18 protein-coding genes, 1 tRNA gene and 3 pseudogenes are annotated in these 16,463 nt (G+C 40.8%); 19 read left to right on the top strand and 3 right to left on the bottom strand.

Annotated features, from left to right (window positions below):
• Positions 1 to 405 precede the first annotated feature (405 nt).
• The 6 genes from IM322_RS08220 to IM322_RS08195 all read left to right on the top strand — a co-directional run bounded on the left by IM322_RS08220 (position 406) and on the right by IM322_RS08195 (position 5,812).
• Positions 406 to 654, top strand: a complete 249-nt coding sequence (locus IM322_RS08220; protein ID WP_287674542.1) for an acyl carrier protein — start codon at positions 406 to 408, stop codon at positions 652 to 654.
• Between the two features lie 69 nt (positions 655 to 723).
• Entirely contained in the window at positions 724 to 1,974 is a 1,251-nt protein-coding gene (fabF, locus tag IM322_RS08215) for a beta-ketoacyl-ACP synthase II (RefSeq protein ID WP_287674541.1), read from the top strand.
• 82 nt (positions 1,975 to 2,056) lie between these two features.
• Positions 2,057 to 4,063, top strand: a complete 2,007-nt coding sequence (gene tkt, locus IM322_RS08210; protein ID WP_287674539.1) for a transketolase — start codon at positions 2,057 to 2,059, stop codon at positions 4,061 to 4,063.
• A 167-nt stretch (positions 4,064 to 4,230) separates the two neighbouring features.
• Entirely contained in the window at positions 4,231 to 4,998 is a 768-nt protein-coding gene (locus tag IM322_RS08205) for a hypothetical protein (protein ID WP_287674538.1), read from the top strand.
• A complete protein-coding gene (locus IM322_RS08200) occupies positions 4,995 to 5,465 on the top strand; it encodes a type II toxin-antitoxin system VapC family toxin (RefSeq protein ID WP_287674537.1) in 471 nt (156 codons plus the stop codon). The genes IM322_RS08205 and IM322_RS08200 overlap by 4 nt, the downstream gene beginning before the upstream one ends.
• Before the next feature lie 62 nt (positions 5,466 to 5,527).
• Positions 5,528 to 5,812 (top strand): hypothetical protein, encoded by a 285-nt coding sequence (locus tag IM322_RS08195; RefSeq protein WP_287674536.1) that lies wholly within the window; start codon positions 5,528 to 5,530, stop codon positions 5,810 to 5,812.
• Positions 5,813 to 5,929: 117 nt separating this feature from the next.
• Here IM322_RS08195 and IM322_RS23260 read toward each other — a convergent pair.
• Together IM322_RS23260 and IM322_RS08180 are read right to left on the bottom strand one after the other, a co-directional pair.
• Positions 5,930 to 6,822 (bottom strand): annotated as a pseudogene (locus IM322_RS23260) (DNA adenine methylase).
• 214 nt (positions 6,823 to 7,036) lie between these two features.
• Positions 7,037 to 7,279, bottom strand: coding sequence for a hypothetical protein (locus IM322_RS08180; RefSeq protein ID WP_287674532.1), 243 nt, complete (start codon positions 7,277 to 7,279; stop codon positions 7,037 to 7,039).
• On the opposite strand from IM322_RS08180, the pseudogene IM322_RS08175 reads away from it, so the two are divergent.
• From IM322_RS08175 to IM322_RS08135, 9 genes and pseudogenes are all read left to right on the top strand, one after another.
• A pseudogene (locus IM322_RS08175) lies at positions 7,278 to 7,481 on the top strand (4-Cys prefix domain-containing protein); the annotation flags it as partial. The gene IM322_RS08180 and the pseudogene IM322_RS08175 sit on opposite strands and share 2 nt — an antisense overlap.
• 129 nt (positions 7,482 to 7,610) lie before the next feature.
• Positions 7,611 to 8,937, top strand: a pseudogene (locus IM322_RS08170) (GUN4 domain-containing protein); the annotation flags it as partial.
• A gap of 135 nt (positions 8,938 to 9,072) precedes the next feature.
• A complete protein-coding gene (locus IM322_RS08165) occupies positions 9,073 to 9,357 on the top strand; it encodes a type II toxin-antitoxin system HicB family antitoxin (protein WP_286826496.1) in 285 nt (94 codons plus the stop codon).
• The gene (locus IM322_RS08160) at positions 9,354 to 9,539 is read left to right on the top strand and encodes a type II toxin-antitoxin system HicA family toxin (RefSeq protein ID WP_287674530.1); all 186 of its coding nucleotides are present in this window, start codon (positions 9,354 to 9,356) and stop codon (positions 9,537 to 9,539) included. The genes IM322_RS08165 and IM322_RS08160 overlap by 4 nt, the downstream gene beginning before the upstream one ends.
• A 298-nt stretch (positions 9,540 to 9,837) precedes the next feature.
• Complete coding sequence (locus tag IM322_RS08155) at positions 9,838 to 10,098, top strand: DUF4258 domain-containing protein (RefSeq protein WP_287674529.1); 261 nt, start codon at positions 9,838 to 9,840, stop codon at positions 10,096 to 10,098.
• Positions 10,085 to 10,282, top strand: a complete 198-nt coding sequence (locus IM322_RS08150; RefSeq protein ID WP_287674528.1) for a DUF2283 domain-containing protein — start codon at positions 10,085 to 10,087, stop codon at positions 10,280 to 10,282. Before IM322_RS08155 ends, IM322_RS08150 begins: the two co-directional genes overlap by 14 nt.
• Before the next feature lie 116 nt (positions 10,283 to 10,398).
• Positions 10,399 to 10,701 carry a hypothetical protein gene (locus tag IM322_RS08145; protein ID WP_287674525.1) on the top strand — a complete coding sequence of 101 codons (303 nt, stop codon included), beginning with the start codon at positions 10,399 to 10,401 and terminating at the stop codon, positions 10,699 to 10,701.
• Positions 10,702 to 10,983: 282 nt separating this feature from the next.
• Positions 10,984 to 11,232, top strand: a complete 249-nt coding sequence (locus IM322_RS08140) for a hypothetical protein (RefSeq protein WP_158200311.1) — start codon at positions 10,984 to 10,986, stop codon at positions 11,230 to 11,232.
• The gene (locus IM322_RS08135; protein ID WP_287674523.1) at positions 11,232 to 11,678 is read left to right on the top strand and encodes a type II toxin-antitoxin system VapC family toxin; all 447 of its coding nucleotides are present in this window, start codon (positions 11,232 to 11,234) and stop codon (positions 11,676 to 11,678) included. The genes IM322_RS08140 and IM322_RS08135 overlap by 1 nt, the downstream gene beginning before the upstream one ends.
• Positions 11,679 to 11,944: 266 nt before the next feature.
• On the opposite strand, the gene IM322_RS08130 is transcribed toward IM322_RS08135, so the two are convergent.
• Positions 11,945 to 12,017, bottom strand: a tRNA-Ile gene (locus IM322_RS08130).
• A gap of 64 nt (positions 12,018 to 12,081) precedes the next feature.
• Here IM322_RS08130 and IM322_RS08125 point away from each other — a divergent pair.
• From IM322_RS08125 to grrM, 4 genes are all read left to right on the top strand, one after another.
• A complete protein-coding gene (locus tag IM322_RS08125; protein ID WP_061431314.1) occupies positions 12,082 to 12,375 on the top strand; it encodes a hypothetical protein in 294 nt (97 codons plus the stop codon).
• A gap of 32 nt (positions 12,376 to 12,407) precedes the next feature.
• Positions 12,408 to 13,742: a hemolysin family protein gene (locus IM322_RS08120; protein ID WP_287674521.1), complete on the top strand. Its 1,335-nt coding sequence runs from the start codon at positions 12,408 to 12,410 to the stop codon at positions 13,740 to 13,742.
• Between the two features lie 76 nt (positions 13,743 to 13,818).
• Entirely contained in the window at positions 13,819 to 14,940 is a 1,122-nt protein-coding gene (gene mltA, locus IM322_RS08115) for a murein transglycosylase A (RefSeq protein ID WP_287674520.1), read from the top strand.
• 198 nt (positions 14,941 to 15,138) lie between these two features.
• On the top strand, positions 15,139 to 16,299 hold the full coding sequence (gene grrM, locus IM322_RS08110; protein ID WP_287674518.1) for a cyclophane-forming radical SAM/SPASM peptide maturase GrrM/OscB: 1,161 nt from the start codon (positions 15,139 to 15,141) through the stop codon (positions 16,297 to 16,299).
• Positions 16,300 to 16,463 lie beyond the last annotated feature (164 nt).

Genomic DNA, 16,463 nt, shown 5'->3' with positions numbered 1-16,463 from the left:
TTTTGCTAATAAACATAGCAAAATTATAGATGATTTCCTGACCTAAGATCACATTTTATTCTTTTTTCAACTTCAATGTAAGAATCGAGAAAAAAGCAAAACCCTCCATTATACCATAAAAAAATTATGCAAGAGGTCTACTGCTTGAGATATTGGTTGTTTAGCATTGTCTTTGACGATTCTATCTTGATTCTCTCACTCCCGTGGGTGATTACTCACCCCACACCCCATATCTTCTGACGATCGCGAAAAAACTTCATCAAGAGGGGAACAACTTCCAGTAAGATGAAAAATGGTCAGCGAAAAAGCTAACCGAAATTTATTGTCGGAAATGGTAACACCGCCCCATTTCCCCAGACCCTAGAGGCTAGAGTCTGGTAAACCAGCGGCTAAAAATTGACATCCATGAGTGCAGACATTTTCGATCGAGTTCAAAAAGTTGTTGTGGAACACTTAGACGTAGCGCCGGAAAAAGTTACCCCCGAAGCAAGCTTTGCTAATGACCTGGCAGCGGATTCCCTTGATGTGGTGGAGTTAGTGATGGGTTTAGAGGAAGAATTTGATATTGAAATTCCCGACGAAGCGGCCGAACAAATTGACACTGTGGGCAAAGCTGTCGAGTATATTAACGAGAAAGTAGGAGCAACCGCCTAATTATTGCGGGAAAATTGACAATTAGGATTAAATATCTGGGGCAAAATCTGCCCTTATTTTTGAACAAACATGACAGAAGTGCCATTAAAAAGGGTTGTCATCACGGGGATGGGTGCGATCACTCCCCTCGGCAATAATCTAGCAGACTATTGGACAGGCTTAATCAACGGCAAAAGTGGCATTGGTTTAATCACCCACTTTGATGCCTGCCGTCACGCTTGTCGCATTGCTGGGGAAGTGCGGGGTTTTGACCCCCACAACTATGTGGATCGCAAAGAGGCAAAGCGCATGGACCGTTTCGCTCAATTTGCCGTCGCCGCTAGTTTGCAAGCTCTGCAAGATTCTCGATTAGTTATCGACGCTCTCAATGCCGATGATATAGGTGTACTAATCGGTACAGGCGTGGGGGGCATAAAAGTGCTTGAGGATCAACAGGAAATTTACTTGACAAAAGGTCCGAGCCGGTGTAGTCCCTTCATGATCCCGATGATGATTGCCAATATGGCCGCTGGTTTAACCGCCATCCACACGGGGGCCAAAGGACCGAGTAACTGCACCGTGACCGCTTGTGCTGCCGGTTCCAATGCCATCGGCGATGCTTTTCGTCTAGTACAAAGGGGTTTGGCCAAAGCGATGATCTGCGGTGGGACGGAAGCCGCCGTTACCCCTCTAGGATTGGCTGGTTTTGCCTCCGCTAAGGCCCTATCTACCCGCAACGATGACCCCACCCGGGCCAGTCGTCCCTTTGATCAGGATCGGGATGGTTTTGTCATGGGGGAAGGGGCAGGAATTTTGATTATAGAGGAATTAGAAACGGCCTTAGCCCGTGGGGCGCGGATTTACGCCGAAATGATCGGTTATGGTCTGACTTGCGATGCCTATCACATGACGGCACCGGTTCCCGATGGTCGTGGAGCCACCAGAGCGATCGAATTAGCGATCAAAGATGCTGGTTTGACTCCGGCGGAAATTAGCTATATCAACGCCCACGGCACCAGTACGGCGGCCAATGATCCCACGGAAACCAAGGCGATTAAAAAAGCTTTAGGAGAATCGGCCTACCAAATCCCCGTCAGTTCCACCAAATCGATGACAGGCCACCTTTTAGGCGGTTCTGGTGGTATTGAAGCCGTGGCCACGGTAATGGCGATCGCTAATGATCGGATTCCCCCGACTCTCAACCTCGACAATCCTGACCCCGATTGTGATCTCGATTACGTCCCCTACGAAAGTCGTCAGCAGATAGTTAACGCTGCCCTCTCCAACTCCTTTGGATTTGGTGGCCATAACGTCACCTTAGCTTTTAGAAAATATGCTTGAGTCGATGCCCCTGAAAGAGTAATCTTTGAGTGGCTCCCTCTTTAACTGGGTCTTATTTTTGTAGTTCATTCTAAAAAACATTATGGTTGTCGCCTCCCAATCTCTCGAAGAACTTTGTATTAACGCGGTGCGTTTTTTAGCGGTGGATGCCGTAGAAAAAGCTAAATCGGGACACCCCGGACTGCCGATGGGAGCCGCTCCCATGGCTTTTGTCCTCTGGGATCAATTCCTGCGTTTTAACCCGAAAAACCCCCAATGGGTCAATCGCGATCGTTTTGTTCTCTCCGCCGGTCACGGTTGTATGCTGCAGTACGCTTTGATGTACCTGACCGGATACGATAGCGTTCCCCTAGAGGAAATTAAACAATTCCGGCAGTGGAAATCGAAAACCCCCGGCCACCCCGAAAATTTCGTCACCGAAGGGGTAGAAGTGACCACCGGTCCTCTGGGTCAAGGGATTGCCAATGGGGTCGGTTTGGCCCTAGCAGAAGCCCATTTAGCGGCCCGTTTCAACAAACCGGATGCCAAAATTATCGACCATTACACCTATGTGATTTTGGGTGATGGTTGCAATATGGAGGGAATTTCCGGGGAAGCTTGTTCTTTAGCCGGTCACTGGGGTTTAGGCAAGTTAATCGCTCTCTATGATGATAACCATATCTCGATCGATGGTTCCACCGATATCGCTTTTACCGAAGACGTGAGCAAGCGTTTTGAAGCCTACGGTTGGCACGTTCAGCACGTGGAGAATGGTAACACCGATTTAGATGCCATTGCCAATGCGATCGCAGCGGCCAAGGCTGTCACCGATAAACCCTCGATGATTAAAATCACCACTACCATCGGTTATGGTTCCCCCAATAAGTCTAATACCGCCGATGTTCACGGGGCAGCTTTAGGAGCAACAGAAATCGAGTTAACCCGGAAAGCACTAGGTTGGGAATACGAGCCGTTTGTGGTTCCCGATGATGTCCTGAGTCGTTTCCGGCAAGCAGTGGACAAAGGAGCGACGGCAGAAACGGACTGGAATAAGTTATTTAGCGAATATCAGGCTAAATATCCCGCAGAAGCGGCTTTATTTGAACAGTTAACCACCGGTCAACTGCCGGAAGGTTGGGACAAAGCTTTACCTGTATATAAACCCGAAGATAAGGCGCTCGCTAGTCGTAAACACTCGGAAATCTGCTTAAATGCGCTCGCGGGGGTGTTACCCGGTTTAATCGGTGGTTCGGCGGATTTAACCCACTCTAACTACACGGAATTAGAGCATTTTGGTAATTTCCAAAAAGGCAGTTATCAGGAGCGTAACGTTCACTTTGGCGTAAGGGAACACGCGATGGGGGCGATTTGTAACGGGATTGCTCTCCATAACACGGGATTGATTCCCTACGGGGCGACTTTCCTGATTTTTACCGACTATATGCGGAATTCTATCCGTTTATCGGCATTGTCAGAAACTCGCGTCATCTGGGTAATGACTCACGATTCCATTGCCTTAGGGGAAGATGGACCGACTCACCAACCCGTGGAACACGTTGCTTCTCTGCGCGCTATTCCTAACTTGTTAGTCATGCGTCCGGGGGATGGAACCGAGACTTCCGGTGCTTATAAAGTAGCGGTGAGCGAAACTAAGCGCCCGACGTTACTAGCATTATCCCGTCAAAATCTGCCTAATTTAGCGGGAACTTCCCTGGAGGGTGTGGCTAAAGGTGCTTATATTATCACCGATTGCGAGGGTACTCCCGATGTCATTCTCATCGGTACGGGTGGCGAGTTGTATCTCTGCGATAAAGCGGCTGCGGTGTTGAAAGAGGCAGGAATTAAAGCTCGCGTCGTTTCTATGCCCTGTTGGGAGCTATTCGAGGAACAATCGGCAGAATATAAAGAATCGGTACTTCCTAAAGCAGTGAAAAAACGTCTCGCAGTGGAAGCGGGTTCAACTATGGGTTGGCATCGTTACATCACCGATGAGGGGGATGTGTTGGGGGTTGATACCTTCGGCGCTTCTGCTCCGGGGGGTGTGATTCTAGAGAAGTTCGGTTTTACCGTGGATAACGTGGTAGCGAAGGCAAAAGCGTTGTTAGGTTAATTAAACTTTGGTTTTGTGGAAAAAGCCCGCGAAAGCGGGTTTTTTTGTGATTATAGGTCAACATAGTTTAGGCTTTAGGCTTAGTTCATGTAAAAATGTCAAGTAGGAAGCTTTAGTAGTTAGCCAAAACCTTTACACTTGAGATAATTATCACGATTCCTAGAGCCATGACTAAAAGGGAAAGCCCTATATCGAAGGAAACAATCAAGAGCCTCACATTAGATATAGAAGGCTCACTGTTGTCTTTTGATAAATTTATCAAGGCTCAAGAACAATTAGCAATACTACTCCATGAAGTAGATAAAACCCTTGCTAACAAAAATCGCCCCCTGATAAATTGGAGAATCTCTCAAGTTCATAGTGGCAGTATTCATCTTACTTTAGAAGGAATGCCTCAAGATCAGATTACACCTAGTCAAATTTCTGAAGTTATTAAGACTGTAGAAAGGGGAATAGTAACAATTTTAGAACATCCGATTCGCCCTAAGTATTTTTCTGATCGAGCTTTAGAAAGTGCGCGATCATTAGCAATATTGAAAAAAAGAGATGAGTTTATGGTGCAATTGGGCTTTGATTCGAGGTGTATCGACTTGAATCAAGCTTTGATTGCTAATGTTGATGAAATTATCGGGGGAAAATATCAAAGTTTTGGTACTGTAGAAGGTGTGCTTAAAGCTATTGATGTAAGTCGTCAACCTATTTTTAGAGTTTACAATTTATTGACTAATAAAAGTGTTAAATGTTACTTTAAACCAAATTTACTTGATAATATCAAAGAATATCTAGAAAAAAGAGTCTCTGTATCGGGGATAGTTACCTCTAGAGAAGATGGGGAAAAAATCGGGATTAAAGTTGAGTCAATTGATATTTTTCCTGAGGAAAAAGATTTACCTAGCATTGAGGAAATGATCGGAATTTTGGGAGGAAGTAATTGATTCGTTCATCAAAAAAGCTACACTACTGGGATTCTTGTGTTTTTTTAGCTTTCCTGAAAAATGAAAAGGATAAAATTAATGATTGTATTTCTGTTCTCAAAGCAGCCGAAAATGGTCAGGTAATAATTGTGACTTCTGCTCTTACTTTTATTGAAGTGGTGAAATTAGAAAAAGGACAGCCAAAATTACCTAAAGAAAGTGAGGAAAAAATCAGAGATTTTTTCCGACATGAGTGGATTTATATTTATGATGTGGACAGAAAAGTTGGCGAACTAGCCAGAGAATTGATGTGGCAATATCAGGCACTAAAACCTAAAGATGTAACTCATGTGGCGACTGCAATTAAAGCCAGAGTGGATGTTTTAGATACTTTTGATGACTACTTGCTGAAACTCTCTGGAGAAATCGGTGATCCTCCCTTAATAATTAGAAAACCTTTTTTTGAAGTTCAACTTGATCTTTTTTGAAAAAATACCCATTCTCGCGCAGGAAAATTACAAATCGAATTACCGAACACAAAAGGTCTAAATTGAGAGGAATACCTTCAACAAGCCTAAATATTCACAAAGATCAATATATTGAAACAGATTTTGATTTAGTGATTACATCTCTTGCCAATGCTTTTTTTCAGACCAATTTAGAAACGGGACTATTTGTTTGGAAGCCCACACCAAAAGAGCAAATATTTTTAAGCAAAATTAATATTAATAATCAAGAAGAAGCCCTTTTTAAAATGTACGTTGCCAGAAGTAAAGATTTAACAGCAAATCAAACCAATAACATCAATTGTTCTCGCCAGAAATGCCAGGATTAAAACTGTAATTTCATCCCTAATTATCCCCAAATTTTCTTTGATGTTAATACGGCTGAACCTCTGCAACCATGGCTCCCGATCGAAAAAATAGAGGATTTACTTGATTAAAATTAGCAATCAAGATATATCGAATAAACTTAATTGTAGAGGTGTAAATCTTGCAGGTTTCTGAAGATCATAATTGGCAATAAATACCTCCTTGCCCTTGCGTCTTTCACTCTGATAACCATGTTCTAATTTCAACCCATTTTTTTGATCATCAGTTCGATTAATAGTGTAATTCCATTCATTATCTTGTAAAGAAATACACCAATCATACATTTCTCTAATTTCGGAGCAATTATCATAAGTCAAAAGAAATTTAAATCGATGTTGATGTTTTTTCAACGTCTTACATAACCTTTTATGATCTTCTAGACTGAAGAAGCAGGAATAGAATTTATTTTGATCTGCTTGAAAGTAAGGAGGATCGACAAATAAAAAGTAATCATCGGGTAATTGATTGATTAAATCTTCAAAATCTAAACAAGATAACCTGACATTTTGCAGTTTTTCCGAAGTGGTTTTTAGGTGAGAAGGCCAGTTTTCAGGACGCATAGAATACTTATCACCATAGCCCCAATAACAATTTTCAAGTTTCATAATTCCTGAGTAGGAAGTTCTATTTAGATAATACCAACGCATGGCTCTTTCTAGGTCATTGGCTGGTTGAAATTCATTTTTATAATAATTGTGTAATTCTTTGGTAGCGTTTAATCTTTTAATAATTCAATTAGACTATCAAGATGGTCTTTGATATGTCGATAACAGTTCATTAATTCTTCATCTTTGTCATTGAGAATATTCTCTGCTACACTTTCCTTAGCAAAGAATATAGATGCTCCCCCCGCAAAAGGTTCACAATACTTATGGTGACTGGGAAGACAAGCTAAGATTAGCTTACGGGCATAAAATTTACCGCCGGGATAACGAAAAGGAGAATTACTAAGTTTTTTAGCGATTTTGGACATTATCTTCAATTTTAGAGGCTTTTCTTTGAGATTATTTTAACAAAATTACGATATTTTCTCTAGGAATGTCAGAGAAGTTCGGTTTTACCGTGGATAACGTGGTAGCGAAGGCAAAAGCGTTGTTAGGTTAATTAAACTTTGCTTTTGTGGAAAAAGCCCGCGAAAGCGGTTTTTTTTTGTGTGGTTATAGGTCAACATAGTTTAGGCTTTAGGCTTAGTTCATGTAAAAATATAAAGTAGGAAGAAGTACCGTAGGTTGGGTTGAGGCACGAAACCCAACATAACCAACTGCTAAGGCACGAAACCCAACATAACCAACTGCTAAGACAGGAAACCCAACATAACCAACAGCTAAGGCACGAAACCCAACATAACCAACAGCTAAGACAGGAAACCCAACATAACCAACAGCTACTTTTTTAACGTCAACCCAACTACTTAAAGGAGTAAAAACCATGAGTCTTTGTCTCAATCCTAATTGTTCCGCCGCCAATCCAGATGGCAATAAAGTCTGTGAAAAGTGCGGCTCTAAATTGTTCTTACAAGAGCGTTATCAAGCAATTCAATTAATTGGTCAAGGAGGATTTGGTCGCACTTTTAAAGCGATAGATTACAGTAAGCCTTCTCGACCTTATTGTGTGATTAAACAGTTTTTTCCCTCGGCTCAAGGGGGGAGCATCTCATTTATGCAAGTGAGTAATTATACTTGTCCCTAAAACTGGTTTCTAGCAAGGCTTTCAAAATAGCTTGACATAAAACCTGATTTAAGGGTTACAAAGGTGAGATGCTCCCGCTCAAGGGACTGATACAATTGAGAAAGCCTCAGAATTATTTGAAAAAGAAGCAATCCAATTAGAAAAATTAGGAAAACATCCCCAAATTCCTGAACTTTTCGCCTATCTCAATCATGATGATAACCGTCAATATTTAGTACAAGAATATATTGAAGGACAAAACTTAGAACAAGAATTAAAAAGCCAAGGAGTATTTAATGAAGCCAAGATTAAGGCTTTATTAACAGATATTTTACCGGTTTTAGATTTTATCCACAGTCAGGGAGTAGTTCACCGAGATATTAAACCGGAAAATATTATTAGACGGAACTCAGACAAAAAAGCGGTTTTAGTGGATTTTGGCGCATCTAGAGTTGTTACACATCTTAACCGTTCTGTTACTGGTACGGTAATCGGTTCAGCGGAATATGTCGCACCAGAACAAGCTAATGGTAAGGCGAACAATCCTAGTGATTTGTATAGTCTAGGAGTCACTTGTATTTATTTGTTAACTCAGGTTTCACCTTTTGATTTATTTGATACCAGTGACCATGAATGGGTCTGGAGACAGTTATTAGTAAATAATAAGGTTCGGGATGATTTAGGGCGGATTCTTGATAAGATGATCGAGTTTGGGACAAGAAAGCGTTATCAGTCAGCGCGGGAGATTTTACAAGATTTGACGGGACAATCACCAGCAACTTCGATACAAACACCAGCAACTCCCCGTTATTCACCAACACCAGCAACCCCCGTTATTCAAACGCCACCACCGCCTAAAGTTGCTGCTAATATTGTGCTGAAAAGTGCTAGGGGTGTTAACTATTCTCGATTACAGCAACTCCTAGCAGCAGGAAAGTGGAAAGAAGCAGACCAAGAAACAGATAAGGTTATGCTTCAGGTCGCCGGAAGGGAAAGGGAAGGATGGTTGGGAATAGAGGATATTGATAATTTTCCCTGCGAAGATTTACGAACTATTAACCAACTCTGGCTAGACTACAGTAACGGCAAATTTGGCTTCAGCGTCCAGAAAGAAATCTATGAGAGTCTCGGTGGCACGAGAGAATATAATCAAAAAGTGTGGGAAAAGTTCGGCAATCGCGTCGGCTGGAGAAAAGGAGGTATATTTAAGGATTGGAGGTGGTTGTCCTACGGACAGTTAACTTTTAATTCAGCAGCCCCCAAAGCCCACCTACCGGGTTATATATTCTCAGCATCCCCCAAAACTCACCTACCGGGTTATAGTGCTAATCCTGGCAAACATACTCCCGAATGGATGGCATTCGTTTGTGAGGCGTTAGGTAAAGCTATCTTCTCTCGCGCAAAGACTTGTAAGCTGTAGGATATAACGATCTCAGGTCTTTTGTCAAGGATAATTTTGGGTACTTTTTTTACGAATTCATGGGCTTTTTCCCAATTTGTTCAGTTCTTAATCTATTAATCAAAAAATTCGGTGAAAGAAAGGAGTATAAATTGGATGCTTACCTACAAAGCAATGTATAAATTCCTGGCACAGGGAGTCCATGGAGAAGTCTTGGATTTCCCTGGCGTGATTTCCTGGGGAAATGATCTAGCAGCAGTACGCCGTTCCTTAGCCAGTGCGCTGGTGGACATGGCAGAAGTTAATTTATCTAGGGGGGAATCTTTACCCTTGCCTAATGCGTTATTAACAGACCCAGAAGCGGATTTAGAAGAACCAATTTATCTAATCTTTTCTGCATCAACCCATGTCCAAATTGTACCGACTTTGATAGCCTCGTGAAGCGTCGAGATTTGTTGCGTTATCTCAGTCAACAGGGTTGTCAATTGGTACGAGAAGGAAGTGAACATTCCATCTGGGAAAATACACTCAATGGTAGGCGCACAGCCATCCCTCGACATAGAGAAATTGTCGAGTTTACTGCTGTGAGAATTTTTCGTCAGTTGGACATACCAGAACCTTGACAACAAGGGGCGATCGCTGACTACAATCAAGCGATTCAAATCAAACCCGACTATGCTTATCAGCAGCCTCCAAGACTCACCTCCCTTGGGGGTAGGCCTGCTGTAGGAGGCAATTGTGCGGGTTATTAGGGGTTGTGGGATTTGGTGGTATCTTCTCTTGCACAAAGGCTTGTAGCCTGTAGGATATAACGATCTCAGGTCTTTTGTCAAGGGTAATTTTAGGGGTTTTGATCACGTAAACATCGCATTTTGCGGAACTCGATACCTGAGATGAATGATGAATGATGAATTATGAATTATGAAAGAGATTCGATTTAGCGATCATGGGAAATTTAAAATCGACATCCTTGCTAATCACGGGCTAAATATTTCTCCAGAATTTATTATTGATACGATTTGTAATCCTGATAAAATAGAAATATTGCCAGAACCAAAGATAATCTTTCAAAGGAGATTAAATGAAAACTTAGTTCTACGAGTTATTTGTCGAGAATTCAGTGCTTTTATCCTGATCATTACTTTATACCCTGGAAAGACAAGTAGATATGAAAAAGATTAAATACAGTAAAGATGTTGATACCCTGTTAATTGAGTTATCGGATAAACCTATCAGTTATGCAGAAGAAGATGGACAGGTTATCTTACACTATTCTGATGACGATATGCTAGTTCTTATCGAAGTCTTAGACTTCCGACAATTTATTTCAGAAGACACCACTGCTGAATTGGTATCAATCTCCTAGCTTCTGTTGGTTAGATATATGGCAGAGCCTTAAATATTGTGTTTCAAGGCAGAGCCTTGAAACAATACTAAATTTGAAAAGAATCCCGAATTACACACTTATTTTCAGGAGTTAATATGAATACACCCCAAACAACAGCCGATGGACTAAAAATTCTTTACCAACGTTATTATGCCAATAATCCAGAGCGTCAATTAGAATTAGAAAAAGCTCGTATTGATGACGAAGTAGCCAGAAAAATATTTAAGATTAAGGAAACATATCATCTTTCAACAAAGGCTTTAGCAGAATTAATTCATACTGATGAATCTATTATTGAAGCTTTAGAAAATGCTGACTATGAAGGAAACTCTTTTTTGTTGTTAAATCTCATCGCTACAGATCTAAAAATGAAGGTTGAATTTGAATTAGTTCCTTAGGTTTTTTTAGGAATAGCATAACACACCCTAAACTCTGTCATTGCGAGGGGGTGATACCAGAGTTAATCTTCATCTCTCAATCAATATCCCCCCGAAGCAATCTTCCCGTGGAACAGGCTTCTGGTTCCTGTTTGATATTCAGGTACAATTAATGATATAATTGGTGCGTTACGGCGGATTGTTGATTTTGTTTTATTATCCGAATTGGTAACCGCCTAACGCACCCTACACTCGTCTACACTCGTCGGCGATCTAATTAATAATTAAATTAAGGAGGAAAAAATGAAAGCTTATGAATTTCAAACAACGATCAATAAAGGAATTGTAGAAATTCCATCAGATTATCTTAGATATTTAGAAAAAGATCAAGATGTTCGGGTTATTCTTCTTACAGAAGATGGTGAAGCAAAGAAACAAAATGACACGGAAAAAATGAAAAGCAAACTCTCAGAATTTCTTTTACTACCAGAATTAGAAGAAGATGAGATTTTGTTTGAACGGGATAAAGATACAGGTAGAGAGATTTTTTGATGAATTATTTATTAGATACCTGTGTTCTTTCAGAATATATTAAGAAACCCCCAAATATACAGGTTATTCAGTGGGTAGATGAACAAAGTGAAGCGAGTTTATTTATTAGTGTTTTAACTTTAGCTGAACTCAAAAAAGGAATCATCAAAATAAAACAATCTCAACCATCTCGTTATCGTAAGCTAGAACATTGGTTAAATCAAATAAAACAAAGATTTGCTGACAGAATTTTACCATTGAGCAACAATATACTTGATATTTGGGCAACCCATTGTGGTGAATCTGAAGCAACCGGTAGAAAATTACCGATTATCGATAGCTTAATAGCAGCCACAGCTTACCAATATAATTTGGTTATTGTCACCCGTAATATTAAAGATTTTAATTTCACCTCAACCAAGGTTTTTAGTCCTTGGGAATCCCTAGCAAAAAATGGCGAAAATTAACTCTTTTTAATGTAGGTATCTTGCTGATTTTGGTGCGTTACGGCGGATTGTTGATTTTGGTTTTTTGACCAAATTAGTAACCGCCTAACGCACCCTACACTCTGAATACCGCTTTAAGACAGAGCCTTAGAAAAAGAGACTCTGGAGTTCTTGACATGATCGCCTTAGTATGCAGCGGCTTAAAAAGATTGTGTTGTGCACCAACAAGGACAAGATTAACTTACTCTAGTGCAGTCAAACCCGATCGCCTGAAGCGATCAAAAGTATCCAGGGTGCAGGAGTTGAACCTGCCTAGGACGAATTATGAGTTCGTTGCCTCAACCGCTCGGCCAACCCTGGGTTATACTATTAACTCATTATAGATCGGTAGTTACTCCGAACGTGAAAATCCAGCCCCACCAAGATGAAAAAATTTTCAATCAGCACCTCCTTGCAGTTAGGACTCCTTTTGATGGTAGCCATGTTAGCCGCCGGCTTCGGTAGCGGTTGGGTAGCCTATCAATTGGGAATCGCCTCCCTGAAGGGAGTCAGTCAACCGGATATCAATCCCGCTAAAAAGTTTACCAACGATCGCACCAGTTATGGTCGCAATCAAACTTTTATCCCCGTGAAAGAAGAAGAAGTAATTAAAAGAGTGAGAGTTTATATGCAACAACAGAAAAACAAACCGCAATCAAAGGATGAAACCAAAGGATAGACTTCAAAAAAGGCGAATTTTGCCTTTTCGCTATGGATAATCAGGATTTATTGACTCGTTTAATTTTAGTCTTTTTACTAATCGTCCTCAATGCTTTTTTCGTAGCGGCCGAATTTTCGCTTGTGTCTGTCCGTCGTACCCGCATCAGTCAGCTAGTGGCTGCGGGAGATGTGCCAGCGCAGACGGTACAATCTCTACAAAGAAGTCTCGATCGCTTACTTTCCACTACCCAATTAGGCATCACCCTTTCTAGTTTAGCTTTAGGTTGGATCGGGGAGAGTACCATGACCGTTTTTGTGAAGAAATTACTAAGTTTTTTACCCTTTTCTTTAAACTGGCAAAATCTTCTCTCCCATGGTTTTTCTCTTTGTCTAGCTTTTTTAATCGTGGCCTATCTCCAGATAGTTTTTGGGGAACTTTATCCCAAATCCCTAGCTTTAATTTATGCCGAACCGATGGCGCGATTATTAGCGGCACCTATTGGCGTTATTTCCCGGATTTTTAAGCCTTTTATCGGTATTATTAACCAATCAACTCGTTTTTTATTGGTTTTAACCCGTATCCCCGAAGTGGATCTACAGCGTTCTAGTCGGGTAACTTCCGAGGAATTACAATTAATTATCAGCATGGAAGGGGAATTAACGGGATTAGAAGCTGCGGAAAGGAAAATTTTAAATAATGTTTTCCAGTTTAGCGAAATCACTGCCGAGGAAATCATGGTTCCCCATAACCGTTTAATAGCTATTTCCTCGACCGCAACTTTTGAGGAATTACTGCTCCAAGTAGTTAACAGTGGCTATTCTTGTTATCCTGTGGAAGGAGATTCCGGTGATGATATCCGTGGTCTGATCGATTTTAAAGATTTAGCTTTACCCCTTGCTCAGGGTCAGTTAAATTTAACAACTCCGATTAAACCTTGGTTAAAACCTGTGCGTTTTTTCCCCGAAACTACTGCTTTAAATGAATTACTAACAGTGATGCGGGAATCATCCTTAAAGATGGTTATCATTGTCGATGAATTTGGCAGAACAGCCGGTTTATTAACCCTAAAAGATTTAATCGGTGAGATTCTAGGAACTTTTTCCCCTAGTGATGAATCAGGAACAGTAAAATATCAACTCCTCGATGAATCGACTTTTCTCGTACAAGCACAAATGAATTTAGAGGACGTGAACAAAGCATTAAATTTAAGTTTACCCTTGGCCGATGAATACCAAACCCTAGCCGGTTTTGTCCTCCATCATTGGCAAAAAATACCGAAGGTGGGAGAACAATTATATTACCAAAATTTAGAATTTACCATTATTTCTAAGGTCGGCCCTCGCTTGGAACAAATTAAGATTTATCGGCAACAACTATCCTCATGATATAAATAAGAAACAACTTTTCTCATTTATCCTTCTTGATTGTTAATCGAGTCAATAGCTGCCCACTCCTGTCACCATGAAACACCTTTTGACACTCCTCCCCCTCAGCTTGGGATTAATTGCCCTCACCCCCGCAAATTTGCCCCTAGAACGTTTTGAAATCTCAGAATTAGGAACATCTACGGGATACGATGAACGACTGCTAACGGACAAAAAAACCCTCCTACAAGCGATCGATCATAGTTTACGTTATCTGAATAGCCAGGCAGCGATCCGCGCCTATCAAAATTATCCTATTCCTGAAATAACTCGTCAGCGAGTGCATCGTTCCTTAGTACGTTTTCGTCAATTAGTGCAGAATTCTCCCACTCCCGCAGCTCTACAAAAGGCAGTTAAAAAAGAATTTATTTGGTATCGTTCTTTGGGTAATGATAGCCAGGGAAATGTTAAATTTACTGGTTATTTTCAGCCAATTTATCAAGCAAGTCGCCAAAAAAACACCGAGTATAAATATCCTCTCTATCGCCGACCTGCTAACTTTTCTCGCTGGTCTAAACCCCATCCAGCTAGGGTAGAATTAGAGGGAAAAGATGGTTTACTGGGGGAAAATAGCCGTCTAGCGGGATACGAATTAGTCTGGTTAAAAGATCGCTTAGAAGCTTATTTAGTTCATGTGCAAGGTTCGGCGAAATTACGTTTACCTAATGGTCAAATTATCAGCATCGGTTTTGATGGCAATACCGAGCATCCCTACACAAGTCTGGGAAAAGAAATGATTGCCGATGGTATTTTTCCTGCTGAGGGTTTAACCTTACCAATGGTTTTAGATTTTCTCAGAAATAATCCCGAGCAATTAAAGAATTATATTCCCCGCAATAATCGGTTTATTTTCTTTCGAGAAACCCACGGCGCGCCTGCCACTGGTAGTCTTGGAGTTCCAGTTTTACCAGAAAGATCGATCGCTACAGATAAAAGTATTTTCCCCCCCGGTGCTTTAGCAGTAATTGAGACAGAAATTCCCCAGGGAAATCTTAATAAAAAATTAGTTAGTCGCTATGTTCTCGATCAAGATACTGGCAGCGCGATTAAAGGTACTGGGAGGGTAGATATTTTTATGGGAACAGGAAAAAATGCTGGCGAGCGAGCCGGTTTAATTAATACTCCGGGTCAATTATATTATTTATTATTGAGGGAATAGGAAATAGTAAGTAGGGAGGCACAATTATTTGTAGGATGGGTTAGCGGTAGCGTAACCCATGCGGGCGTTGGGTTTCATACTTCAACCCAACCTACGTTCATCTTATATTTGATTCCACCCACCTACTTATAGGTAGAATTAAGATACACTTCCCGGAATCAGTTATCATACTTAAGTGAGAATTTAAACAATAGAATCATGAAAAAAAACATAAATATAGATTGGTCGGATTGTGGTCCAATTACTTTAGTAGTCGTGCAGCCGACTTCTTTTTGTAATCTCAATTGTGATTACTGTTATTTACCCGATCGCCACTTAAAAAATACCTTATCCTTAGATTTAATCGAGCCGATTTTTCAGAGGGTTTTTAGTAGTCGTTTTCTCCAAGATGATTTTACCATTTGCTGGCACGCGGGTGAACCCTTAGCAGTTCCCATTAGTTTTTATGAAAGTGCCTTTGCTAAAATTGCGGAAGTTAGCGAGAAATATAATCAGCAGGGTTACTGTTTTCGTCATTCGGTACAAACTAACGCCACTTATATTAACGATGCTTGGTGTCAATTATTTAAAAAGCATGATGTTTATGTGGGAGTCAGTCTTGATGGACCAGCTTTTATTCACGATATCCACCGGCAAAACCGCAAGGGAACTGGCAGTCATGCTGCTACGATGCGTGGAATTTCTTTCTTGCAAAAACATGAAATTGATGTGAGTGTCATCGCTGTTTTAACAGAAGATTCTCTCGACTATCCCGACGAAATTTTTAACTTTTTTTGGGATCATGGTCTTACCGATGTGGCTTTTAATATGGAAGAAACCGAGGGTATTCATTCGCAATCTTCCTTGGATAAATTAGGCATTGAACAACGTTATCGCCAGTTTATCGCCAGATTTTGGGAGTTAGTCACGGCCAAACAAGGAGAATTTAAGCTGCGGGAATTTGAATCGATCTGTAGTTTGATTTATGCCGATGAACGCTTAGAAAATACCGATATGAACCGACCTTTTATGATTGTCAATTTTGATAATCAAGGTAATTTTTCCACCTTTGATCCGGAATTACTATCGATTAAAACCCAACCCTACGGTGATTTTATCTTTGGTAATGTTTTGACCGATTCCCTAGAATCTATCTGTGAAACTGAGAAATTTCAAAAAATTTACGCTGATATGCGCGGTGGAGTCGATTTATGTCGGCAAAAATGCGATTACTTTGGGGTTTGTGGGGGTGGTGCCGGTAGTAACAAATATTGGGAAAATGGTACTTTCAACTCCACAGATACTAAAGCCTGTTTATACCGGATTAAGTGTATCACCGATATAGTTCTCGATCGCCTAGAAAATTTATTAGAAGTTTAGGGGAGTGGGGTGTTAGGGTTTGGGGTGTGGGGTGTGGGGAGTTTTCTCAGTGAACTGATAACTGATAACTGATAACTGATAACTGATAACTGATAACTGATAACTGATAACTGATAACTGATAACTGATAACTGATAACTGATAACTGATAACTGATAACTGAT

This window comes from Microcystis sp. M109S1 (assembly GCF_020247025.1).
Lineage (GTDB): Bacteria > Cyanobacteriota > Cyanobacteriia > Cyanobacteriales > Microcystaceae > Microcystis.
Note: the sequence above shows the minus strand (reverse complement) of the source record. Positions and strands in the feature narration are given on the sequence as shown.